The sequence below is a fragment of the Paraburkholderia flava genome (assembly GCF_004359985.1).
Lineage (GTDB): Bacteria > Pseudomonadota > Gammaproteobacteria > Burkholderiales > Burkholderiaceae > Paraburkholderia > Paraburkholderia flava.
Genome location: NZ_SMRO01000001.1, coordinates 149,890 through 173,531, shown reverse-complemented (window position 1 = coordinate 173,531; position 23,642 = coordinate 149,890). Strand labels below are relative to the sequence as shown.

The 23,642-nt window shown below is 64.6% G+C and carries 24 protein-coding genes; 18 read left to right on the top strand and 6 right to left on the bottom strand.

Going from position 1 to position 23,642, the window contains the following annotated elements; genetic code table 11:
• The first annotated feature begins 206 nt into the window (after positions 1-206).
• The gene (locus E1748_RS00785) at positions 207-1,061 is read left to right on the top strand and encodes a helix-turn-helix domain-containing protein (RefSeq protein ID WP_133645254.1); all 855 of its coding nucleotides are present in this window, start codon (positions 207-209) and stop codon (positions 1,059-1,061) included.
• An 18-nt stretch (positions 1,062-1,079) separates the two neighbouring features.
• On the opposite strand, the gene E1748_RS00780 is transcribed toward E1748_RS00785, so the two are convergent.
• Entirely contained in the window at positions 1,080-2,960 is a 1,881-nt protein-coding gene (locus E1748_RS00780) for an ATP-binding response regulator (RefSeq protein WP_133645253.1), read from the bottom strand.
• The gene (locus tag E1748_RS00775; protein ID WP_133645252.1) at positions 2,930-3,427 is read right to left on the bottom strand and encodes a putative pterin-binding protein; all 498 of its coding nucleotides are present in this window, start codon (positions 3,425-3,427) and stop codon (positions 2,930-2,932) included. The genes E1748_RS00780 and E1748_RS00775 overlap by 31 nt, the downstream gene beginning before the upstream one ends.
• Before the next feature lie 192 nt (positions 3,428-3,619).
• On the opposite strand from E1748_RS00775, the gene E1748_RS00770 reads away from it, so the two are divergent.
• The gene (locus E1748_RS00770; protein ID WP_133645251.1) at positions 3,620-4,576 is read left to right on the top strand and encodes a phosphoribosyltransferase; all 957 of its coding nucleotides are present in this window, start codon (positions 3,620-3,622) and stop codon (positions 4,574-4,576) included.
• A gap of 18 nt (positions 4,577-4,594) precedes the next feature.
• On the opposite strand, the gene E1748_RS00765 is transcribed toward E1748_RS00770, so the two are convergent.
• Positions 4,595-6,250, bottom strand: coding sequence for an ATP-binding domain-containing protein (locus E1748_RS00765; RefSeq protein WP_133645250.1), 1,656 nt, complete (start codon positions 6,248-6,250; stop codon positions 4,595-4,597).
• 197 nt (positions 6,251-6,447) lie between these two features.
• Between E1748_RS00765 and E1748_RS00760 the strand changes: the two genes are divergently transcribed.
• From E1748_RS00760 to E1748_RS00750, 3 genes are all read left to right on the top strand, one after another.
• Entirely contained in the window at positions 6,448-7,074 is a 627-nt protein-coding gene (locus E1748_RS00760; protein ID WP_133645249.1) for a glutathione S-transferase family protein, read from the top strand.
• A 21-nt stretch (positions 7,075-7,095) separates the two neighbouring features.
• Positions 7,096-7,722 (top strand): glutathione S-transferase family protein, encoded by a 627-nt coding sequence (locus tag E1748_RS00755; protein WP_133645248.1) that lies wholly within the window; start codon positions 7,096-7,098, stop codon positions 7,720-7,722.
• A gap of 63 nt (positions 7,723-7,785) precedes the next feature.
• Entirely contained in the window at positions 7,786-8,367 is a 582-nt protein-coding gene (locus E1748_RS00750) for a Fur family transcriptional regulator (RefSeq protein ID WP_133645247.1), read from the top strand.
• 102 nt (positions 8,368-8,469) lie between these two features.
• On the opposite strand, the gene E1748_RS00745 is transcribed toward E1748_RS00750, so the two are convergent.
• On the bottom strand, positions 8,470-8,916 hold the full coding sequence (locus E1748_RS00745; protein WP_133645246.1) for a response regulator: 447 nt from the start codon (positions 8,914-8,916) through the stop codon (positions 8,470-8,472).
• 423 nt (positions 8,917-9,339) lie between these two features.
• The gene (locus tag E1748_RS00740) at positions 9,340-10,302 is read right to left on the bottom strand and encodes an AraC family transcriptional regulator (protein WP_133645245.1); all 963 of its coding nucleotides are present in this window, start codon (positions 10,300-10,302) and stop codon (positions 9,340-9,342) included.
• Positions 10,303-10,438: 136 nt separating this feature from the next.
• Between E1748_RS00740 and E1748_RS00735 the strand changes: the two genes are divergently transcribed.
• The 4 genes from E1748_RS00735 (at position 10,439) to E1748_RS00720 (ending at position 14,362) form a co-directional block, all read left to right on the top strand.
• Positions 10,439-11,320, top strand: coding sequence for an oxidoreductase (locus tag E1748_RS00735; RefSeq protein ID WP_420819306.1), 882 nt, complete (start codon positions 10,439-10,441; stop codon positions 11,318-11,320).
• A 157-nt stretch (positions 11,321-11,477) separates the two neighbouring features.
• Positions 11,478-12,080, top strand: coding sequence for a ribosome-inactivating family protein (locus E1748_RS00730; RefSeq protein ID WP_133645244.1), 603 nt, complete (start codon positions 11,478-11,480; stop codon positions 12,078-12,080).
• Between the two features lie 55 nt (positions 12,081-12,135).
• The gene (locus tag E1748_RS00725) at positions 12,136-13,233 is read left to right on the top strand and encodes a hypothetical protein (RefSeq protein ID WP_133645243.1); all 1,098 of its coding nucleotides are present in this window, start codon (positions 12,136-12,138) and stop codon (positions 13,231-13,233) included.
• 70 nt (positions 13,234-13,303) lie between these two features.
• Positions 13,304-14,362: a hypothetical protein gene (locus E1748_RS00720; RefSeq protein ID WP_420819305.1), complete on the top strand. Its 1,059-nt coding sequence runs from the start codon at positions 13,304-13,306 to the stop codon at positions 14,360-14,362.
• 216 nt (positions 14,363-14,578) lie between these two features.
• On the opposite strand, the gene E1748_RS00715 is transcribed toward E1748_RS00720, so the two are convergent.
• A complete protein-coding gene (locus E1748_RS00715; protein WP_133645242.1) occupies positions 14,579-15,265 on the bottom strand; it encodes a response regulator transcription factor in 687 nt (228 codons plus the stop codon).
• 277 nt (positions 15,266-15,542) lie between these two features.
• Here E1748_RS00715 and E1748_RS00710 point away from each other — a divergent pair, with 277 nt between their 5' ends.
• The 9 genes from E1748_RS00710 (at position 15,543) to E1748_RS00670 (ending at position 23,633) form a co-directional block, all read left to right on the top strand.
• Positions 15,543-16,229: a DUF2589 domain-containing protein gene (locus E1748_RS00710; protein ID WP_133645241.1), complete on the top strand. Its 687-nt coding sequence runs from the start codon at positions 15,543-15,545 to the stop codon at positions 16,227-16,229.
• A 27-nt stretch (positions 16,230-16,256) separates the two neighbouring features.
• Positions 16,257-17,129: a DUF2589 domain-containing protein gene (locus tag E1748_RS31675; protein WP_240766215.1), complete on the top strand. Its 873-nt coding sequence runs from the start codon at positions 16,257-16,259 to the stop codon at positions 17,127-17,129.
• A complete protein-coding gene (locus E1748_RS00700) occupies positions 17,122-17,568 on the top strand; it encodes a lysozyme (protein ID WP_133645240.1) in 447 nt (148 codons plus the stop codon). The genes E1748_RS31675 and E1748_RS00700 overlap by 8 nt, the downstream gene beginning before the upstream one ends.
• A 230-nt stretch (positions 17,569-17,798) precedes the next feature.
• Positions 17,799-18,935, top strand: coding sequence for an extracellular catalytic domain type 2 short-chain-length polyhydroxyalkanoate depolymerase (locus tag E1748_RS00695; protein WP_338119557.1), 1,137 nt, complete (start codon positions 17,799-17,801; stop codon positions 18,933-18,935).
• 72 nt (positions 18,936-19,007) lie between these two features.
• Positions 19,008-19,550: a hypothetical protein gene (locus tag E1748_RS00690; RefSeq protein WP_133645239.1), complete on the top strand. Its 543-nt coding sequence runs from the start codon at positions 19,008-19,010 to the stop codon at positions 19,548-19,550.
• The gene (locus E1748_RS00685; protein ID WP_133645238.1) at positions 19,547-20,176 is read left to right on the top strand and encodes a hypothetical protein; all 630 of its coding nucleotides are present in this window, start codon (positions 19,547-19,549) and stop codon (positions 20,174-20,176) included. The genes E1748_RS00690 and E1748_RS00685 overlap by 4 nt, the downstream gene beginning before the upstream one ends.
• A 144-nt stretch (positions 20,177-20,320) precedes the next feature.
• The gene (locus E1748_RS00680) at positions 20,321-20,938 is read left to right on the top strand and encodes a hypothetical protein (RefSeq protein WP_133645237.1); all 618 of its coding nucleotides are present in this window, start codon (positions 20,321-20,323) and stop codon (positions 20,936-20,938) included.
• A 65-nt stretch (positions 20,939-21,003) separates the two neighbouring features.
• A complete protein-coding gene (locus tag E1748_RS00675) occupies positions 21,004-21,621 on the top strand; it encodes a hypothetical protein (RefSeq protein WP_133645236.1) in 618 nt (205 codons plus the stop codon).
• A gap of 314 nt (positions 21,622-21,935) precedes the next feature.
• Entirely contained in the window at positions 21,936-23,633 is a 1,698-nt protein-coding gene (locus tag E1748_RS00670; RefSeq protein WP_133645235.1) for a methyl-accepting chemotaxis protein, read from the top strand.
• Positions 23,634-23,642 lie beyond the last annotated feature (9 nt).

Genomic DNA, 23,642 nt, shown 5'->3' with positions numbered 1-23,642 from the left:
CCCTACCCGATCATGCAGGGTGAAAACCCGGGCGGGGAACCCCCTACCAACGCACCAAAAAGCCGCAACAAGCCATATTTTTGCGGTACATTTGCTGTCCGCCGGGACCCGCAGGTGCCGGAAATCGGTATCGCTCTGTCCCGAGCGGCTCCGTCTCGAGCGGCTCATCGGCTACCCTTTTTACATCGACGGGCATTTTTCGCAGCATGGCCAACGAAGCAACCTCACCCGACTCCCTCGCGGTCGCCGAGCGCGTGCGCGAGTTGATGAGCCGGCACGGCATCGGCAAACGCCAGCAGACCACCGAACTCTGCCGCATTCTCGACCTCAGTTTTTCGCAGGGGCATCGCAAGCTGCGCGGCAACAGCCCGTGGACGCTGTCGCAGATCAAGAAGGTCGCCGAAGTATTCGGCGAGCCCGCCGCGCAGCTGTTCGGCGCGCAGTCGCTCGATCCCGGCATGGTCGGCGCGATCGCGCAGGAAGCGGTGTTTTCGGTCGGCGCGATCGAGATGGCCTGTACCGCGTGGGTCGGCGCCGCGCTCGAACCGGGCAGCCGCCCCGAATTCGTCGCGTATTCGAAGCTCGGTCAGTGGCGGGTCGTGCGGCACGACGGTGCGCTGTATCAGAACGCGTACGAAGTCCACAAGATCGAGATCTATCCGCGTCGCGCGGAAACCGACAAGCCGTTGATCGCCGTCGTCGACGACGACCAGTCGTCCGCCGACAACCTGCGCGACTATCTCGAACACAGCGGCTTCACCGCGCTCGCGCTGTACGGCCTCGCCGCCTTCGCCGACGCCTTGCAGACCCAGGTGTTCGACGGCATCGTGATCGACTGGCTGTTCGGCAACCAGACCGCGGCGGCTGCGATCCGCGCGGTGCGCGCGTCCGAAAACCCCGATGCGCCGATCCTCGTGCTGACCGGCGAACTGCTGACCGGCAAGGCGAGCGAATCGGAAATCAGCGCGGTGATCCGCACGTACGACGTCGCGTGCTATGAAAAACCCGCGCGCATGGCGATCCTCGTCGCCGATCTGTCGAAGCGTCTCAATCGGGCTTAACGTCAGTCGGGCTTAACGTCAGTCACGCGTAGCGTCAATCGTGCGCGGCAACGCGTGACGCTGCGCGAGCGCGCGCTCCACCGCATCGCGCAGCACGTCGTAGTGCAACGGCTTCGCGAGGCTGTCGAAGAACGCGTTGCCCTTCCCGCCCGCTTCATCCGATTCGTCCGGCGCATACGCGCTGACCGCGATCACCGGCGCGCCCGCCGCCGGCCCGCTGCGCGCCTTGAAATCCGCGACGAACGCATAGCCGTCGCGCCCCGGCATATGCAGATCGAGCAGCACGACGTCGCAGCGATGCGTATCGAGCCACGCGAGCGCATCGTCCGCATTGCCCGCCGTCGCCGCATCGCAGTGCATGTGTTCGAGCATTTCGCGCAGCGACTCGCGCACGAGTTCGTTATCGTCGACGACCAGCACCTGCGGCCGTGCATCGCCGTGCTGCGGATGCTCGACCGGCTGCGGCGCGTGCGCGGGCGGCTCGATGCGCCAGACCGGCAGCAGCACGGTGAACGTCGTGCCCTCGCCGAGCCGGCTGTCGATATCGATCGTGCCGCCGAACAGATCCACCAGTCCCTGCACGATCGCGAGCCCCATGCCCGCGCCTTCGAAGCGCCGCGAGCGCGACGAATCGAGTTGCGTGAACTCCTTGAAGATCAGCGGAATCTGCGCATGCGGCACGCCCGGCCCCGTATCGCTGACGACGATCGACAGAATCGCCGGCGCGCTCGCCGTATCGAGCGCGAAGCGCACGTGCACCGCGCCCTTTTCCGTGTAGCGGATTGCGTTGGTCACGAGGTTGTTGACGATCTGGCGGATGCGGTGCGGATCGGAATCCACCAGCGCGGCGACGTCCTGCGCATCGCCGTCGAGTGTGAGTCCCTTTGCGATCGCGGCAGCCTGATGCTCGTCGACAATCGACGCCAGCAGCTCGCGCGGATCGACGTTTTCGTTGCGCAGTTCGAGCTTGCCCGCACCGAGCCGCGCGTAATCGGTCAGATCCTTCATCTGCGCTTCGAGATGACGCGCGGCCGTTTCGAGCCGCTGGATCACCTTGCGGTCCGCTTCCGAATGGAAGTTGAAGCCGAGCAGTTCGATCGACGAAACGATCGCGTGCAGCGGCGTGCGCAGTTCGTGACTGATCATGCCGAGAAACGCGTCCTTCGCGAGACTCGCTTCGCGCGCGGCGCGGCTCGCCTGATGCTCGGCTTCGAGCGCCGCATGCTGCTGACCGATCAGGTTCGTACGACGCCGGCCGTTCAGTACGAGCAACGCCGTCGACGCCGCCGACAGCAGCAGCAACACCAGCCCTGCGACGAACAGTAGCCGCCGCTTGACGATGAAATCATGGTTTAGCGCTTCGCGATCCGCGACGTCGGCGAAGCGCCGGCTCAGCGCGAGATCGTTCACCTCGCCCCAATGCGCGCGCAGCAGCGTAATGATGCTGCCCGCGCGTTCCGGGTCGTGCGGCAACGCATCGAGGTCCGGCCCGATCGTCTCCAGCACGCCGCCGAGCGCACGCAGTTCTTCCAGTTGCCGCTGCGCGAGCGCCTTCTGGCTGTCGAGCATGCGCGTCGACGCGGTCATCACACCGACCTTCGACTGCACGACTTCCAGCCGCAACTGCAGCGTCGAATAGTCGTTGTCGACGCCGGTCTCGTAGAGCAGCAGCTGGTTTTCGAAACGCGCATACGCGATCTGCAACTGCGCGGCATCCCAGTAGAAGCCGTCGTAGGTGGTCGTGAGCTGCTGGGTTTCGCGCGGATTGAGCAGATTCGCGTACAGCAGATAGCCGATCGCGGCCACCGGCGCAGCGAGCGCCGCAAGCCACACGATGACGTACAGCGGGCGCCGCAACGGGCGCCGGATCATTTGATGATGAGCGACTTGATCTGCCATACGAACTTCGAGTCAGCGGATGCACCCACCAGTTCGGGGTACGCGTCGCGCGGATAGATCAGGAAAAGCGGCCCGTAGTTGCTGGCCTTCAGCCGCGTGCCGTTCATGCTGTACGCGACGATCGCGCCGTAGTGGTCGGCGTCGGTGACGGGCACGGTGTACGTGTAATCGTCGAGCGTGTGGATTTCGACCTGCGTGCCGGTCGCACCGACCGCCTTCAGGATGTCGCCGAGCAGCGGACCGGTGAAGGTCGACTTCGGCGTCCACGTGGTGGTCGTCGTGATCGAATGCGCAGGCAGCGCGAGCAGATCGGCTTCGCTGAAATGGAAGACCTGATGCGTCGCATCGTTGGTGCGCGCGATCTTGCCCTTCACGTCGAGCGACAGCGGCGCGGCCTGGGCGGAGGTCCACGCCGCGCATGCGAGCATCGCCCAGAATATCCACCCGCCGTTTTTTGTGATCTTCATCGGACCCGTTCCTGTATTCGCTTCGGCGCACATCATGTGCCTATCGCGGCGCGCCGCTCTCGTACTATCGCGATCGTGGCAGCGCAGACCGCTCCAACCGCATGCATAATATCGCCAATCCCGAGTCGTCTCAAAAACGTAGCGCGGCCGCCCAGGCTGTGGCGATGCGCTTCGCACCGAGCCCTGCGAGTCATGAACAAGCCGGTCCTTCCTCTGACTTACGAACAGCTCGATCACTGGATCGAGTCGCTGCAACCCGCGCTGGCGACAGAAAACTTCGCGGCCGTGATCGGCATCCTGCGCGGCGGCGCGCCGCTCGCACTGATGGCGTCGTACGCCATCGACGCACCCGTCGCGTTCCTGCGCTACGACCGCCGCGCGCGCCATGCAATGTGGGATTCGTCGCTGCCGATTCCGCCGCACGGCTCGAAGGTGCTGCTGTGCGAGGACATCGCGGGTCGCGGCTTCACGCTCGTCGACTGCATCGCGTTCCTCGAACAGCATGGCCTCACCGTGAAGACGCTGGCCGGTGCATTCGACGGCGTGAGCCGGATGCGTCCGGACTACGCCCGCGAGGCGCGCGGCTATTTCGCATTGTTCCCGTGGGAACGCCAGGCGTATGCGGCGCGTTATCGCGCGGACTGGCGGCGCAGCGAAACGGGCCTCAGCGAGCATGAGTCCGACGACACCGAACACGCCGCGCAGATCACCTATGCACTCGATCTCGACGGCATCCTGCTGCCCGACGTGCCGCCGTCGCACTACGAAGCGGATCTCGCGGCCGCACTGAACGAACGCGACGCATTGCGGCCCTACGCCGCGCTGCCCGGCGTCGATCTCGAACGGGTCCGCGCGATCGTCACAGGACGGCCGGTCACCGATCGCGATCGCACGGCCGCGTGGCTCGAACGACACGGCTTCGGCCATCTCGACCTGTTGATGCGCATGCCGGAAACGCATCCCGACACCTCGACCGGCGCCGCCGCGCACAAGGCTGCGGCCGCATTGCGCTGCGGCGTCACGCATTTCGTCGAGAGCGATCCGGTGCAGGCGCTGCTGATCGCGCGTCAGGCGCCGCTGTTGCGCGTGATCTGGTGGGATGCCGCGACGCGTTCGGGTACGACCATCGGCGCGTCGCCTTGGGGTTGAAGCGCCTGCGGTGCCGCGCTATTCCCCAGTCTGCAGATGCGCAGCCGCTCGTTGCGATGCGACGACGATCAGCTTCATCGTCGCGCGTGTCGCACCGACAAACAGCTTGCGCGCGATCCGTTCATCGAATGCATCGAAGTCGACTTCAGTCAGGATCACGCACGGCGCCGCCTGCCCCTTGAAACGATAGATCGATTCGAGCAGCACATCGCCCTCGCGATACTCCGGGTTGCCGAACAGATCGTACTTGCCCGTGAAGCTGCGCAGCCGATGCGGGCCGAGCTGGTCGAGCGACGTCAATGCCGAGCCCTCGCGGCCGCGAAACGACAGCACCGCAATGTCCTGCCGACGAAAACCGAGCGCAAGCGCCTGAGTGATCGCGCGCTTGGTCGCCTCGATGCAACTCTCCGCCGCGTTCGCTTCGTCGTAGACAGACACCGACACCGTCGAGCCATCGAACGGACTCCCCGACGCGAGCGTCGCAGCCAACGGCACCGACGCCCCGACGATATCGCGCACGTAATCGAGAATGTCGCGCGGGCTGCGATAGTTGGTCGTTTCCTTCAACACGGTCCAGCCGGGCAGTTCGACCGGCGGCCGCATGTACAGATTCTGCAGCGGATCTTCGAGCCACCACCACGCGGCGCCCGGCTTCAACAAGCGTTCGAGCGTACTCACCCACGGCTGCTGAAAATCCTGCCCCTCATCGACGATCAGCACGTCATATTGCCAACGCTCGTCGATCGGTGTCTGCGCGAAAATCGCTTCCAGTTGCGTGAACACGTCGGGCGAATCGAAGTCCGGCGTGCGGCCCGCTTCGCGCGCGACCCAGTCGCATAACTGGTGATAGTTCGTGACCTTCGCCTCGGACGGCGCGACGCGCGCGATGTGATCGGCGAGCGGCCGGTTGAAGCACACGTACAGCGGCTTGCGCCCCTGCGCGACCGCGTCCTTCATCACCTGCACCGCGAGCTGCGTCTTGCCCGAGCCCGCTGTACCGATCACGCGCAGCCGGAACGGCGAGAATTCGAGCCGCCGCGCCCATGTCGCGAGCCCGCCTGCGAGTCGCGTGACGAGCGTGCCCGCCTCGCCGACGAGCGCACTCGCGTCCGGCGTCAACGCGAGTTCGTCGGCGAGAAACGCGTGGATCTTCGCGGCGCACGGCAGACGCGGTTCATCGGCGGGCAGCACGTCGCGGATCACCGAGATGAAACGGTCCTTGCGTGTCGCGTCGACGATCCGCGCCGGGTTCACGCCCGCGATCGCCGCGTCCTTCACCGCGTGGTCGGGACAGTACAGCAGTTCCTCGATGAAATAGGTGCCGGCACCGAACGCGGCCGTGAAGCGCTGATGCAGACCTTCGATCGTGCGTGCGAGTCCGATCGCGACATTGCGCTCGGTCTGCAGATGCACCTTGACGAGCCCCTTCGGCGTTTCGCGCAGAAAACCCGTGCGCTGCTCGACGATCATCGTGCGGCCGGACGGCCCGACGATCACGAAGTCCGCTTCGCCGAACACCGAGAAGCCTTCGTTCAACCGCGTCCAGTGCACGCCGTGATAGACGGTGTAGCCGGCGGGCAGCGCGTCCCTGAACAACGCAAGCGTTTCGCGCTCGCGCGCGGCGGCGCCGGTGGCGGCGAGGTGCATCCAGTCGTCGGGGACAATACGGGCCATGCTGTGCCTCGTCACGTTCGGGTGCGCACATTGTACGCAACGGGTAAGACATGCGGCGCGGCTCAGCGCGGCTCGGGTTACGGACAGTTTTCAGTCGCCGGGTTCCGCTCGTTCGTCATGCGCATCGTGTATCGTTACCCGCTGAACGCCGCGTCACCTGCGCGGCTTCCGGAACATTCCAACGGAGACATTACCGGATGATCACACTCTGGGGACGCGCCAATTCGGTCAACGTCCAGAAGCTCCTGTGGTGCTGCGACGAGCTGGCACTCCCTTACGAGCGCATCGATGCCGGACTGCAGTTCGGCCGCAACACCGAACCCGACTATCTTTCGATGAACCCCACCGGCCGCGTGCCGACACTGGTCGACGGCGACTACGTGCTGTGGGAATCGAACTCGATCCTCCGTTATCTGGTGATGCAGTACGCGCCCACGAGCGTGCTGTATCCCGCCGGCCCGCGCGAACGCGCGAGCGTCGACCGCTGGCTCGACTGGGCGCTGTCCACGCTGCAGCCCGCTGAACGGCCGGTGTTCTGGACGCTGGTCCGCACGCCCGTCGCCGAACGCGACATGGCGAAACTCGCTACCGACATCAATGCCGTCGCCGTGCTGTGGCGGTTGCTCGACACGCATCTGCAGGGTCGCTTCTTTATCGAAGGCGAGCACTTCACGCTCGCCGACATCGTGCTCGGCGCGTACGCGAAACGCTGGTTCGGTCTTGAAGGCGTCGAGCGGCCCGCGCTGCCGAATCTCGAGCGCTGGTTCACGCGGCTCGGCACGCGCACGGGCTTCAAGAAGTACATCGACTTCCCGCTTACCTGAGCATTCACTTCGACACCCATCATGACCATCACGCTTCACGCCTGGGGCACGCCGAACGGCCGCAAGATCAGCGTCGCACTGGAAGAAATGGAATTGCCGTACACGGTCGTGCCGGTGAACATCGGCAAGGACGAGCAGTTTGCCCCCGACTTCCTGCGCATCAGCCCGAACAACAAGATCCCGGCGATCGTCGATAGCGACGGTCCCGACGGCCAGCCGATCAGCGTGTTCGAATCCGGCGCGATCCTGCTGTATCTCGGCGAAAAGACCGGCCGTTTTCTGCCGAAGCCGCTGCGCGACCGCGTGCCGGTGCTCGAATGGTTGATGTGGCAGATGGGCGGCTTCGGTCCGATGCCCGGCCAGGTGCATCACTTCGCGGGACTCGAATCGGAAACCGACCGCCGCTATGGTCTGAAGCGCTATTCGGACGAGACGCGCCGGCTGTACGGCGTGCTCGACCGGCGGCTCGCGCAGCACGAGTTCGTCGCGGGCGAACTGTCAGTGGCGGATTTCGCGATTCTCGGCTGGGCGTGGCGCCACGAGCGCCATAAGGTCGATCTCGCCGAATATCCGAACGTGAAGCGCTGGTACGACACGCTGTTCGCGCGACCCGGCGTGCAGCGCGGCTTCGCGGTCAAGCTCGACTGAGGCCGCACTGCATCGCTACGCCTCGCCCCGCGAGGAATCCGCGTTCGACCTTATAATCAGCGGATGAAGAACGCCAAGCCCGCCACGGCCGCCCCTTCGGCGGCCGCCTCCGAAGATCATCACGACGGTCACGCCCACACGCACGCCGGTTCCGGTTCGCGGGAACAGGCGCTGGCGCTTGCCGAAGAGTATTGCCGCGAGCGCGGCGAAAAGCTCACGCCGATCCGTCGCAAGGTGCTCGAACTGCTGCTCGAATCGGGTCGCGCGACCAAGGCGTATTCGCTGCTCGACGAGATGCGTCAGATCCACCCCGGCTCTGCGCCACCTACCGTGTATCGCGCGCTGGATTTTCTGCTGTCGGCGGGGCTTGTACACCGGATCGAATCGATCAACGCGTTCACCGTGTGCCATGACCTGACGCAATGCCAGCATGGGATTCTGGTCGTGTGCCAGCAGTGCGGCAACGTGACCGAACTGCATCAGCCGAAGCTGCGTCAGGCGCTCGTCGCGCAGATCCTGGATGCGGGCTACCGCCTCGCCAGCGACGAAATCGAGTTGAAGGGGTTGTGCGCGGATTGCGAAGCGGCTGAGGCTTCCGGCGCTGCGCAGGCAAGCGGGAAGGCGCTCCCGGCCGCGCATCGGTAACTGCGCGGTAAACAACGTCGACACCGCCCGGTTCTTGTATACACCGGGCGTTTCTTTGAGCGCGTACCAGGCAGCCGGACAAACAGGCTACCTCATCGCCGCTCAGTGCAACCCGGACGCTCGCGCGTCGATTGCATCGTGCAGCAGCGTCACGAGCTCATCGGGTTGCGCCGGTTTCGTCATGAAGTGCTGGAACCCTTCGCCGATGCTGCGCAGACGATAGGTGTCGTCGGTGTGGCCAGTCAGCGCAATCGCGACCGATGGCGCATGATCGCCGCGAATCTCGTGATCGCGCAGGCGCTGGATCAGGTAGAAACCGTCCATCGCGGGCAGATCGAGATCGCAGATCACCGCATCGGGCTGTTCGCGTACCGCCGCTTCGACCCCTTCTTCCGCATCCGCGACCGCGACGACGCGGGCCCCTTCCGATTCGAGCAGCGAGGTGAGCGACGCCCGGCTATGCGGGTCGTCTTCCACCAGGACAATCGTCGTTCGCTCGAGTCTCAACGCTCCATTCATTTTGCCAGGTAGCTGCATTCGTTGTTGCATGATGTATTGCGCAATGCGCCATGAGGGCCGCGGTATGCTGCGCGCGCAGCAAGGCGTGCCCAGCAGTGGGTAAGACCCGGTAAGGGCCGATCCATTCCGGGTACCGCCTATGTTCTCGGACCCGATTCCGCGCGCCAAGTTGCAATTGTGTCACGCCGCGCAGGCTAGACCCGGAACAAGGCACGCACATGAAAAACGACGACGCCGATAACGCTTTTTACGGGCCCACGTACACAAAGCCGCTAGCTGTTACCGTCCGCCGCGCCGCGCTAGCTGGGCTGCGTCGAAATCGTACGATCGGGCGCTTTGCGGTACTCGACATCGTTCTTTGCATTCTCATTGCGTCGACTTCCGGAACTCGATCGTAGATAGCACGTGGCGTGCCTCGTCCGGTGCGATTTGTCTGAGCAAGTATGTGCCGGTCTAATGCGACGACACGTAGATCGACGGTGGCCCCGCATCCGGCAGCGCGAAATTGCGTTTCATCCGCGCGACCTCTTCGGTCGGACTGCCGCCGAACAGCCGCTTGAACTCGCGGCTGAACTGCGACGGACTCTCGTAGCCGACCTGCGCGCTCGCCGCCGCCGCGGTCAACCCGTTGCGCGCCATCAACAGACGCGCCTGATGCAGCCGCGTCGACTTGATGTACTGGATCGGCGACGTGTTCGTCACGCTGCGGAAATGCGCATGGAACGTCGGCACGCTCATGTTCGCCTCGGACGCGAGCGTCTCGACACTGAGCGTCTGCGCGAAGCTGCCGTGAATCCGCTGGAGCGCACGCGCGATCCGGCCAAAATGGCCATGCCGGTTCAGCGCCGCACGCAGCGAACCGCCCTGCTCGCCGATAAACACCCTAAAGTAGATCTCGCGCACGAGCGCCGGCCCGAGCATCGTCGCTTCGAGCGGATCGCGCATCGCTTGCAGAAAGCGCAGCACACTCGACGCGAGCGGCGCATCGAGCCGCGTCGACGCCATCCCGCGCGGCTCGGCCGCGACGCTTCCTTCATGCTGGTCGAGTTGCAGCAGCAGATCGGCCGCGACGTTGAAGTCGAGCCGCAGATAGATCGCGAGCAGCGGCTCGCGCTCGGTCGCATCGGTCTCCATCGAAAACGGCAACGGCACCGACACCGCCAGATAGTGCTGCGCGTCGTACAGGTACAGCTCGTCGCCGAGATAACCGCGCTTGCGCCCCTGGCACACGATCACGATGCCCGGATCGTAGAGCACCGGCGTGCGCGTGAGCGGCCGGTTCGAACGCAGGAAGCGCACGTGCGGCAGCGCGCACACGTTGTAGCCCTCCAGCGGCGCGAGTTCCAGCAGCAACGCGATCGTTTCGCGACGGACGTCAGCGGGTATGTCGGTGGAAGTCAGGGGATCGATGGCCATCGTGCGGACATGAATGCATGGAATGCAGCGAGTGTGACACGCACGTGTGCGGTTTTCCAGCCGCTCATAGGATCAGGCAAGCATCGCAGACGAACGGATATTCGCGCGCGCGACGTTGGCGATCATCATGCGTCACATGTTCAACACCTTCAATAAGGAAGCCGATCCGATGAACGCATCCTCTACATCCTCCAGCAAGACCTTTCTGATTACCGGCGTGAGTTCCGGTTTCGGCCGCGCGTTCGCACGCGCCGCGCTGGCCGATGGCCACACGGTTATCGGCACGGTGCGCAACGAAGCCGCCGCGCGCGAATTCGTCGCGCTCGACGCGGCGCGCGCACATGCGGTCGTCCTCGACGTCACCGCATTCGACGAAATCGAGCCGTGCGTCGAGCATATCGAACGCGAACACGGCCCGATCGACGTGCTCGTCAACAACGCGGGCTACGGTCACGAAGGCATCCTTGAAGAATCGCCGCTCGACGCGATGCGGCGGCAATTCGACGTCAACGTGTTCGGCGCGGTCGCGATAACCAAGGCCGTGCTGCCCGCGATGCGGCAGCGGCGCAGCGGACACATCGTCAACATCACGTCGATGGGCGGCACGATCACGATGCCTGGCATCGCGTACTACTGCGGCAGCAAGTTCGCGCTCGAAGGCATCACCGATGTGCTCGCGCAGGAAGTCGCGGGCTTCGGCATCAACGTCACCGCCGTTGCGCCGGGCTCGTTCCGCACCGACTGGGCCGGCCGTTCGATGGTCCGCAGCGAGCGCAGCATCGCCGATTACGACGCGTTGTTCGAGCCGGTGCGCGCGGCCCGCGAAGCCAAAAGCGGCAAACAGGCCGGCGACCCCGACAAGGCCGCCCGCGCACTGCTGACCGTGATCGACGCGCCGAATCCGCCGGTACATCTGCTGCTCGGCAGCGATGCGCTCACGCTCGTACGCAGCGGGCTCGCGAAACGCGAGGCGGAGATCGCGCAGTGGGAATCGCTGACGCGCTCGACTGACTTCTGATCTTTATTGCGGAACGCCCGACAGGGGCGTTCCGTTGCATGCTGTCCGTGACTTCTGCCGCATTGTTCGCGCCGCGCGCGCGACGCACAGTAAGAGCGTCAATTTCGCGAGCCCCGCGCCGCGCGAATGTCCTCCTACTTTTCGACAGAAGCCCGACATGTCCCTCCGACTCTCACACGCCCGCGCGTATCGCGCGGACATCGCGCAACTGCGCCGCGCGGCTCGCGAAAACGGCGTGCGCACGAATCCATCCGACGTTCCCGTCGATATCCCCAACGCACCGCGTGGCTACACGCTGTCGCTGATCGTCAATCTCGCATGCGAGCCGGATCGCGCGCTCGATGCGCCCACCGCATCGCTCGATCTGCTCGGCTTCGTGAATCGCCACGGCACGTTCTGCTTTCGCCGACACCCTCCACTGTGGGCGCCGCCCGCATCGTCATTCGATCTTGGCGTCGACGGGTCGTATCGGCTGCTCGGTTATGCGGATGCGCCGTTGCCAGGGATCTCGTCGGCGAATCTGATCGGCTCGGCGATTTTGCTGAGCCGCTTCCACGGACCGGTGCCAATTGTGCCGGGCATCGTCGCCGATGCGCTCGCGCGGTTGTCGATTGCGGTATCGGAAGCGCTGCGCTTCGTCGCGACCGAAAGCGCGGTAGCCGCGGCGCTCGATAACGGCGTCGGCTATCACCCGAGTGCATCGGGTCATCGACGCCGCTTCGATGCATGGGCCGCCGACGGACATCCGCTCGCGCGCTGAATCCGTTTGCGCGCCGCGCTTATTTTTCGCACGGCCGCGCGTTCAGGAGTTCACGATGAAACTCTTCCGTGTGATATCGGTTCGCTGCGATTGCGGCGCGAAGCCGCCACGTCTCGCGCAGGAAACGCTCGCCACGTATACGACGCGTCTGCAGAAAATCCAGCGCTGGCATCTGCATCGCGCGACGTTGACCGCGCTCGACGCGATCGCAAAAGAAGCCGACGACAACGCATCCATCGAACGCGAGGCAGCGGTCACGTTCATCACCGCGCCCGAGTTTTACTGGAGCACGCCGTGGCATGCGCTGCGCAACATCTGCGAAGTGCGCGAACTGCCTGCGTTGCAGATCGACCCGGTGCGTCGCTGCGTCGCGAAGGTGGCCGCACAGTTTCCATGCGAGCGTTACGGCAAGCTGGTGTTCTTGCCCGGTACGGCCGCGATGCTGTTCGACGCACCGCCCTCCGATGAAGCGCACACCACGCCGCTGTTCGAATCGCTGAACTATCTGTACGCAGCGACGAACTTCATCGCGCCGCTTGCGACGCAGGCGACGCACGGGCTCGATGCGAATCTGCCGCGAGCTGTCGCGTGGCCGAAGCGGTCCATGTCGTCGATCGATTACGGCCTGCGTGAGCGCGAGTTCGACACGCCGCACACGTGGACCCTCACGCTGGGCGACGGCACACGGATCGATGTGCTCAAGCCATCGGACACCGATCCACCCGCGCACGACGGACGCATCGCCGATATGTTCGACAACCGGCTCGACGACGTGCCGCTGTTCGGTGTCGATGTCTGCATAGATTTTCATCGGCAGAAAAACAACGCTCGCGAACCCGCCAGCGATTTCACGCTCCCGCCTCCCGACGATCCACACCACGTGCTCGATTTCGTGCTGTCGTATGGGATTGATCTCGACGCCCGCTGCTTCGACATGCCGCCGTCACTGCGCTACCTCGTCCACAACGACGGTCGCCGGCAGAAGGAAGTCGCCGTGCTCGCGATCGACGAACGCGAGCACACGTGGAGCCGGTTGCCCGACGCATCGGCCACGCGTCACCTGACGCTCGGCGAACGCAGCCATGTGTCGATTCACGAGTTCCTGCTCGATGCAGCCGATGCATCGCCGCGCGAACCCGCAACGGACCGCTGACATGCGCACCCATCCTTTCATCGCGTTACTCACAGCGCCGTTCCGCGCGCTGCTGCATGTGCTGCGTGTCTTGTCCAGAAGCCGCACAACACGCGTCGCCGCTCCGCTCGCACTTCCATCCACCGACGCCGACACGCATCCCGCCCTCGGCGCACTGACCGTGCAGCTCTGCGAGGAATGCGAAGCGATGGCGCGCTACGCGTTGCATCACGGCTTACCCGTCGCCCCGGAACTCATCGCGCAGTTGAGCGTGCTGATCGAACGCGCGACCCGGCGCACCGGCAACGGTACACACGCGGCTCATGCTGCGCACGGTGCGCACGGCACACAGCACGCGCTCGCCGCGATTCATCGCAAGCTCGCAGCGGCGATTTCGCCGGCCACGCCGCAGGCGGTCACGCTGCTCGACACGCAGCACCGCAGCGGTCATCCGTTCGCATGGCTCGGGCCCGTGCCGCTGATCCGGCTGCTGACCGTGTCGTCGATCGCGTTTCTCGTCGCGGTCGTCGCGACCGGATTGTCGCCGGACGTCACGTCGGAAAACATCGACCGCGGCTTCCTGCAGGAGCACGGCACGCGGTTGCTGTGGAACGCGCTGTTCCTGCTGTTCTGCGCGGGACTCGGCGCGTCGTTCGCGACGCTGTTCCAGGCGCACCGCTACGTCGCCGCGTCGACCTACGATCCGAAGTACGACGCGTCGTACGGCGCGCGGTTGATTCTCGGCGTGATGGCCGGGTTGATCCTCGTCGAGATGCTGCCGCCGCACACGTTCGATCAGGGCAGCATGCACAGCTTCGGCAAGCCCGCGCTCGCGATGCTCGGCGGCTTCTCCGCGACGGCCGTGCATCGCGTGTTGCAGCGGCTCGTCGAGACGCTTGAAACGCTCGTGCGAGGCGATCGTTCGCGCGACGCCGATGCCGCGCTGCGCACGCATCGCGCGCAGTCCGCGACCGATCGCGCGCAGTGGCAAGGCGAACTCGCGGCGAACCTGCTCCAGTTGCAGCAGTCCGCCGACGGCGACGCATCCGTCGATGTGTTGCGCCGACGCCTCGCCGATTTCACGCGCGCGATGCTGGTCGCCGAACCGACGCGCGGAGCGTCGAGTGACGGGGACCACGCGCCGGAGTGATGCAACCCGCCACAGCAACGTCGCGCGTGCGCGCAGCACGGCACGCGGCTTCATACGCCTGTTCATATCGTGTCTCCTCCTCTGCCGCCTCTCGCTACATCAGCGATCGCAGCCGCCGTCGCCGGGTCACCGGTCGACGGCGTCATCCACACGGTCTGCACGCTGCGTGCAAGGCCCACAGACGCCTCTCATACGCCCATGAGCCTTACCGCAACGTCAGTGATGCGCGACCGTGCACAGCGGCGTCACGGGCGTACGCGTCACCTCCGAAGCCACCTGACGCGACAGCCACAGCGCGGCTTCGGTCCGGTTGCTCACGCCGATCTGCCGGAACAGCGCGTACAGATGATTCTTGATCGTGCCTTCCGCGACGTTCAGCACGCGGCAGATCTGCTTGTTCGACTTACCCTCCGCGAGCAGTCGCAGTACCTCGCGCTGTCGCGGCGTCAGTCGTTCAAACGCACGTTCGTCGCCGATCGGTCCGTGCGACGGTTCCGACTGCGTGCCGATCGCGTAGCTCGGCGGCACGTAGATCGCCCCCGACGCGACGCGCGCGAGCGCATCGGCGAACTCGTCGGCACTCGCGTGCCGGTCGACGATGCCCGCCGCGCCGGTCAGCAGCGCATCGGCGATCGCCTGTCGACACACCGTGCGCACGACGAACAACCAGGGCACCGTGCCGAGCGCGTCCTGCAGCACCTTCGGCCAGCCCATCTGGGCCGCACGCTCGTCCCATTCGATCGTCACGGCACCGACCGTACCCGCGGGTAAATCCGTACGAATCCGGTAAATATCCTCGGGGTGCTGAGCGGACCAGACCTGCCAGCTCGAATCGCGTTTCCATAACACATCGGCAACTCCTGCAACGAACAGCGGCGGACTATCGATCATCAGGACGTTCATTTGCGCATTTCCCCTCGGTGGCGAGACGCTGGATTGAAGTTTATTCACGTCTCTTCGGCTCGCTTTTACCGCCGTTTTAAGAGCGGCGCACTAGGCCCGTCGATCCGTGTCGAATGTTCTATTACGGGGAACCGGTCATTTCTTCCAGAATTTCGGTACCCCTTTCATCGGCCGCCAGGCATGACGGATGGGCTCTCCCTGCCCCCGCGCAGTGTATGTAATTTGAATAAAGACAGCGAATCCACGCTGCTCATATTTTTTTGATATGGAGTTTTTTATGGACGCGAATTTTATCGGTTCCGTGATTAACGCTTTGCCGATGGATCAAATGATTGCAGGGCCATTGAAAGCGATGATTACCGCGCAGACTCAGGCGGCGAAAAGTTACGCCGATTTTCTGATGCAGGTGTGTATTCAGGACGGCAAGGCAGTCGCCGTGCAATTCGATTACGACGAAACGCTCGTCGATGAAGGCGGTGTGTCGAAAGGCGTCGTGCAGAAGACGATGCGCATTCCGCTGCTCGCCGCGATCGTGCATCCGATCATCGCGATCGAGGAAGGCACGATCGACTTCGAGATGGAGATCACGCAGTCGGAGAAATCGTCGTCGTCGACTGAAGGCAGCGGCGAGTTCCAGGCGAAGTTCGGCTGGGGTCCGGTGAGCGTCAGCGTGTCGGGCCGCGTGTCGCACAAGTCGGAGCAGACGCGCAGCACCGATACGCGCGCGAAGTATTCGATCCATACGCAGGTGAAGCGTCAGCCGCCGCCCGAAGCGTTGATGCGCGTGATCGATTTTCTGACCGATGCCGCGACGAAGCCGGTCGTCACCGATGCGAAGCAGAAGGACGTGAAGCCGCTGCCCCCGACGCCGACCGACGGCAAGCTGATCGGCGAGAAGCAGGACACGAAGGGCACCGGCGACGCAGCAGCACAGCCGGCCGCTCAAACTGCCACGCAGCCGTAAGCGCGGCGCACCGACGCGGACCTCATCATGTTCAGCTTCTTCAGGCGGCGGCGCGATGCGCGCGCCGCATCTGCTCCCGCTTCCGCTTCCGATGCATCGCAGGCGGGCGGTGCGCAGGCCGCGGCGGTGCCGCCCGCTTCTGCTTCCCCGTCTGTCGCCGCGCCCGTTTCTTCGCAGGCAGAAGCGCCGCACGTCGTGTCGGGCGATTCGTCGCATGACGCGCACGCATCCGAAGCACCTGCGAGCGATCCTCCCGCACCACCGTCGCCGCCCTCTCCACCATCGAACGATCCACCGCCCACGAGCGCAGACCATCCGCCCCCGCGCGGTCTCGCACTCGACGAAATCGCACGCGGCATGCAGCACGCGGCAGCCGCCGCGAATCAACTGCTTTCGCATCAGTACACTGCGATGCTCGACCAGTTCTTCGATGCACGCGAGGACGGACTGCTCGCGCCGCGCGCGGTCGAAGTCGCGCTCGATGCCGAGCACACGATGCCGGTACCGCTCGTCGCACTCGCGACGCCGCGCGGTCTCGCGCTCGACCGGATGGTCGTGCATCTGACCGTGCGCGGCGACTTCACCGAAGCGTTGCCGGCCGGCGGCCCCGTCGCGGGCGACGATCAGCGCGGCCGCTTCTACGTGACGCTCGCACCACCGTCGACGCGCAAGGACGATCAAGGCAACGCCGGCCGACGCGACAGCGAGCACATCGACATCGAGATGCAGTTCGTCGCGCTCGCGCCGCCCGAAGCGATCATGCGCGTGATCGACGAATACACGCATCGGCTCGTGCCGCGCCCGCGACACGTCACCGGCGATGGTGCCGGCGATGGCAACACCGGCGGCGACAGCAGCAAAGCAAGCAACCCTACAGACAAGGAGCCTTCCGATGACTGACAGCCCCAATCGCACCGGTTCCGCCGGCATCGAACTGATCAAGCAATTCGAGGGACTGCGGCTCGCCCGCTATCTCGACGCGGTCGGCAAACCGACGATCGGCTTCGGCCACCTGATCCTGCCGCACGAACGCTTCGACCGGCCGATCGAAGCGGGCGCCGCCGAAGCGTTGCTCAAACGCGATCTGCGCAGCGCGGAATTGCAGCTGGTGAAGCTGCTGCGCGTGCCCGTCACGCAGCAGCAGTTCGATGCGCTGATGGCGTTCGTCTTCAACCTCGGCGCGGGACGATTGCGTTCGTCGACGTTGCTGCGTTACCTGAACGCGGGTGCTGCTGCGAAGGCGGCCGATCAGTTTCTCGTGTGGAACAAGGCCGGCGGTAAGCCGCTCGCCGGTCTCACGCGACGACGCCAGGCTGAACGCAAACTTTTTCTCTCGTAGTTCTTCGCTCGTTTTCTTCCGCATGCGCCGCGCCTTTTACGAAGGCGCGGCGCTTTCGTTTGCGCGTTCGCATTCCTCACGCGCATGCCCATGCGCCAGGCCAGGCCGTCGGACACGGGTCGTCGTCCGTACCGTCCGCCCTATTTTTCGCACAAGTCCCCACACGTACGCTGCAAGCACGCTCTTCACCCCAACGCAAACACCCGACAGCGCACGACAGGAGACATCGCATGAACGCGGCAGCCGTCCCGAACGAAGCAGCACCGGTATCAAACGATCGACTGCGCGCAACTCGCGTGCGCTCATGGGCCCAACGTCTGCGCGTACTCGCGTTGAGCACGGCTTACGTGTGCGGCGCGATGTCCGCATCGCTTGCTCATGCGGATACAGCCGCACCGCTGCCCGCGTACGGCGCGGATCTGCAGCGCACATCGGTATCGGGTCTGTCGTCGGGTGCGTTCATGGCTGCGCAATTCGACGTCGCATATTCGAGCCGCTTGATCGGCGCAGGCATCGTCGCGGGCGGCGCGTTTCGTTGCGCGCTCGAATCGTCGCTGGTCGCGCCGGCTGCCGCTGCAGTGACGCTGTGCATGCAGCCGCTCGGCGCGGCACCCGACGCAACGACATCGTGGAAAGACGCACAGGTGCTCGCAAAGACCGGCGACATCGACGACCTCGCGAACCTGCGCCGGCAACGCATCTATCTGTTCAACGGCGCACAGGACAAGGTCGTGTCGACGCGCGTCGTCGACGAAGCGCGGCACTTCTACGACCTCGCCGGCGTGCCGAAAGCGAACGTGTCGTATCGCAAGGATCCGAACGCGGGCCACGCGTTGATCACGAATCATCCGATCGATGCCGCGTGTGGCGCGAACGCGATGCCGTACATCAACAACTGCGGCTTCGATCAGGCCGACGACATCCTCACGTGGATCTACGCGGCCCCCGGCACGAAGCTCAATCCGCCCGCCGTGCAGGCCAGCGGCACGCTGCTCGCCTTCGATCAGCGCGAGTTCGATCGCGACCGTCGCGCATCGCTCGCGGACACCGGCTACGTCTATCTGCCCGCCGCCTGCGCGAGCGCGGCGTGCGCAGTGCACGTCGTCTTTCACGGCTGCGAACAGGGTGCGTCGTTCGTCGGCGAGCGCTTCGTGCGCGGCGCCGGCTACAACGAAACCGCCGACACCAATCGCGTGATCGTGCTGTATCCGCAGGTCGATAAATCCGTCGCGAATCCGATCGGCTGCTGGGACTTCTGGGGCTATACGAGCGCCGACGCGAACATCCCCGACTTCTATGCACACGACGCGCCGCAGATGGTCGCGGTGAAACAGATGATCGATCGCCTCGGACAGCCGCGTCCGTAGCGAGCCAGCGATCAAAGAAACCACGAACACAACCACACGCGCATCCGCACTCAACCCGCACAAGGAATCGTCATGTTCTCCAACTTCATCGCACAGTGGGAAAACGCCAATCTCACTGCATTCCAGCTGTTCGGCAAGGTCGTCGCGCAGTCGGCGAATCCTGCCGGTCTTGCCGGTGCCGCCGCCGACGTCGGCACGTGGCGCGCGTTCGTGCGCACCGTGCTGCAGACCAGCCATCACTATGCGACCGCGTATCAAAGCGCCAACGACGAAAGCTGGCGCACGCAGCGCGACCGCCTCGGCCTCAAAAGCTCCGCCACCGCGATGAAAGAACTGGCCGCGATTCACGCGGATCTCGCGACGCGTCTCGCGCAGGGTCACGTGCAGCACGCAGGCGCACTCGCCGATGCCGCCGCGCAGTACCTCGACAACGTGGGCCGCAGTCGCAACAGCAACGACGCCGCGATGGCGCTCGGCACGCTCGCGCAGGACATCCAGGCACAAAGCCGCTCACACGCGACGCATCTCGCAATGCTGACGGGCGGTCTGCAGCCCGCGCTCGTGCAATGGGCCGAGAAGCATCTCGCCGACGACTCGACGGAGCAACCGGCATGAACATCTCGCTGCGTTTCATCAACAAGTCGAACGATCGCGGCTCGAGCGAAGTCGTGCTGTTCCAGCGCAACGTGATTCCCGACTTCGACGAACTCGCGATCGCGTGGAAAGTGATCCGCTACTGCGGCCACGGCTGTCTGCATCCGTTCGTCTACTCGACCGACACCGAAGTGTCGATCGGCGACGACTACGGCAACTACTCGCCGCGCCTCATGGCCGACGACGGCGACTGCTTCACCGTCAGCCCGCATCCGACCGGCCGTGGTCGCCTCGCCCGTGACACGACACCCGCACAAGGCCCCGCGCACTCCGACATCGAGGTCGCGAACCGGATGCGGCGCGGCGCGGTGAACGTCAACGCGTACAGCGCGGGCCGGCTGATCGCCGCGAAGCAGGCGGTCGCGCCTGGCCAGAAAGCGGTGTTCCGTTTCACGCCTGCGTTGTGGATCGCCGCGGCCTCGCAGGTGCAGGAAGGTCATGCGCTGAACTCGGCGGTGCTGTCGAGCGAGAACACGGAGTTCGTGCTGACCGGTGTCGTGTCGGCGGACATCGTAATGACGGGCGGCGGCAGCGACGCGAATGCAGAGCCGTTGCGCTTCGCGCTCGAAAACGTCCTGCGCCGCTGACGGCCCGCGTCGACATACGGCACCGACATAGCGCCCAACAGCGCCCTGTTCTTCGAATTGCTTTCACGACCCGTTCATCCGGATGGGCCGGTGGCAAGGTGCGCGGCAAACCGATTGCCGTCTTTCAACTCAAGGAGCAAGCAAGTGGACATCCAGCTGAACTTCGTGAATCGATCCAACGATGCCAACAACTCGAGCATCGTGATCTTCCAGAAAAACGTCGCGACGGATTTCGACGAACTGGCGATCGCATGGAAGGTGATCCGCAACTGCGGTCAGGGCGACAACCACCCGTTCAAGTTCCCGATGACGATGACCGTCAGCGCGAGCGACAGCTACGGCAACTACATGCCGCAGCAGACGGCGACGAACGGTCAGGTGTTCCAGATCGTGCGCTCGACGTCGGGCGATGTGCTGCAGCTCGGCAGCGATCCGGGCAGCAGCTCGGAAGTGCAGGTCCGCAACGACCTGGCTGCGGGCGCCGCGAACGCGACCATCTACAAGGACGGCAGCCCGCTCGCGACGAAGACCTCGATCGCGCCGGGACAGAAGGCCGTGTTCCAGTTCAAGCCGACGCTGTGGATCGGCGTCGCGTCGCAGATCGAACAGGGCCAGTTGCTGAACTCGGCGGTGATCTCGGACATCAACACGGAACTGTCGCTGCTCGGTATCGCGAGCGCCGACATCGTGCTGACGGGTGGCGGCCCCGGCCCGCGCTCGCTGCCGTTCACGTTCCGGCTCGAAAACGTCGTGATGGCGTAAAGCCACGCGTGCGAGGCAGCGGCAGCGCGTCTGCCGCTGCTCATTCCATCCGTTAAGGGTAAGTCATGGACATCAAACTGAATTTCATCAATCTGTCGAACGACGTGAACAACAGCCAGGTCGTGCTGTTCCAGAAGAACGTATCGACCAGCTTCGACGAGCTGTCCGTTGCATGGAAGGTGATCAGCAACTGCGGACGCGGCGACAACCATCCGTTCGTATTCCCGATGCGCACCGCCGTCACCGCGAGCGATTCCGACGGCAACTTCATGCCGCAAAAAGCCGCGCAGAACGGCCAGATGTTCAGCGTCGCGCGCTCGACGTCGGGCAACGTGCTCGCGCTCGCCGGCGCATCGACGAGTTCGCGCGAGATCCAGCTGCGCAACGACCTGCGTTCGGGCGCGATCACCGCGTCGGTGTTCAAGGACAACCGGCTGCTCGCGAAGAAAACCGGTGTCGTGCCGGGGCAAAAGGCCGTGTTCGAGTTCAAGCCGACGCTGTGGATCGGCACCGCGTCGCAGATCGAACAGGGCCAGGTGATGAACTCGGCCGTGATCTCGGACATCAACACGGAGCTGTCGCTGCTCGGCATCGCAAGCGCCGACATCGTGATGACGGGCGGCGGCGCGGGCACCGCTGCGGCGCCGTATCAGTTCAAGCTCGCGAACGTGATCATGGGCTGAAGCGGGAAACCGGAGATTGCTGCCGGTTCCACGCTGTACTCCCCGCCGTATTTCTCGCTGTACTTCTCCAGCCGCCGCCGGCCCCAGCCGGATCGCGCGGCTTTTTTTACGCGAAAACCCTAATCAAGTCCTCTCGCGCGCTGCCGTTATGCAGACACGGTGCCTGCCAGAGCGGGCGGCGCGGCGGTGCCCATTGCCCGCCCCCGCTTCCGGCAAGGTCGCCGATATAAGAGTTCTGAGAGAAAACCTGACTTTCCTGCTGCGGCAGGAGACCGGGTTCCTGCCACCACGTCACGTTCAACGAGGGGAACGCGATGGAAATTGCTACGTCCGAACGCAATCTGGAATTGCACGAACTGCACGCCGTCAGCACGGCGCTCAACCGGGTCCAGGCGGTCATCGAATTCGACCTGTCCGGCACCATCCTGCATGCCAACGATAACTTCCTGAACGCACTCGGCTACACGCTCGCCGAAGTTCGCGGCCAGCATCACCGGATATTCTGCGAACCCGAATACACGCAAAGCGCGGCCTACCGGCAGTTCTGGGAAAAACTCGCACGCGGTGAATTCGATCAGGGCGAATATCGCCGGATCGGTCGCGACGGCCGCGAGATCTGGATCAACGCGTCGTACAACCCGGTGCTGGACGAAACCGGCAAGCCGTACAAGGTCATCAAGTTCGCCACCGACGTCACTGCCGCACGACGCCAGACCGCCGAATACCAGGGCAAGGTCCACGCGATGGACAAGGCCCAGGCCGTGATCGAATTCGATCTGCATGGCACGGTGCTGTCGGCGAACCAGAATTTTCTGGACGCGCTCGGTTATCGGCTCGACGAAATCGTCGGTCAGCATCACCGGATTTTTGTCGACGATGCGCACGCGGCGAGCCCTGAATATCGTGCGTTCTGGGCGAAGCTGAATCGCGGCGAGTTCGACTCCGGCCGCTACCGGCGCGTCGGCAAAGGCGGTCGCGCGGTATGGATTCAGGCGACCTACAACCCGATTCTCGATGCGAGCGGCCGGCCGTACAAGGTCGTCAAGTTTGCGTCCGACGTTACTGCGCAAGTTGAACTCGAAGAACGCGTGAAGCATCGCGCGGAAGACGATCAGCGCAAGGTCGCGGACCTGCTGGACGTGGTGAGCCGCGCGGCGTCCGGCGATCTGACCGGCGCGATCGCGACGACCGGCGACGAACCGATCGACCAGCTCGCAGCCGGCATCAAGCGAATGATGGAAGACCTGCGCGGCGTGATCGGCAAAGTGGTCGATTCGGCGAGCGGTTTCTCCGGCTCCGCGCAGGACATCTCGGGTCGCGCGAACACGGTGGCGAGCGGCGCGCAGCTGCTCGGCGCTACTGTCGAGGAAATGAACGCGTCGATCGAGGAACTCACCGCGTCGATCAACTCGATCGCGGAAAACTCGCGCAGCGCCGACCATCTCGCGAAAGACACGCAGCAGGAAGCCGAACGCGGCGCGAAGGCGATCGCGCGGTCGATCGAATCGATGGAGCTGATCAACAAGTCGTCGGAAGACATCAGCGAAATCATCAAGGTGATCGGCGAGATCGCGAGTCAGACCAACCTGCTTGCGTTCAACGCGGCGATCGAAGCGGCGCGTGCGGGCGAACACGGGCTCGGCTTCTCGGTCGTCGCGGACGAAGTGCGCAAGCTCGCCGAGCGTTCGTCGCAGGCGACGAAGGAAATCTCGAAGCTGATCAACGAGTCGGTGAAGCGCGTTGCACAGGGCAGCGAGATCTCGCGCAACGCGGGCGAGGCGTTCGACCGCATCGTCGCGGGTGTGAGCCGCACCACGCACGCGATCTCCGAGATCTCGTGCGGCGCGGACGAACAGCTGGTGGCCGCACGCGAAGTCAGCACGGCGATCCAGCAGATCGCGGAGGAAACCGAGAAATCGGCGGCCGCCTGCGACACGATCGCCCGTGCAACCGGCACGCTGATGCAGGGCGCGCAAACGCTCGACCAGACCGTCACGCGCTTCGTCGTCTGACAGGTACTG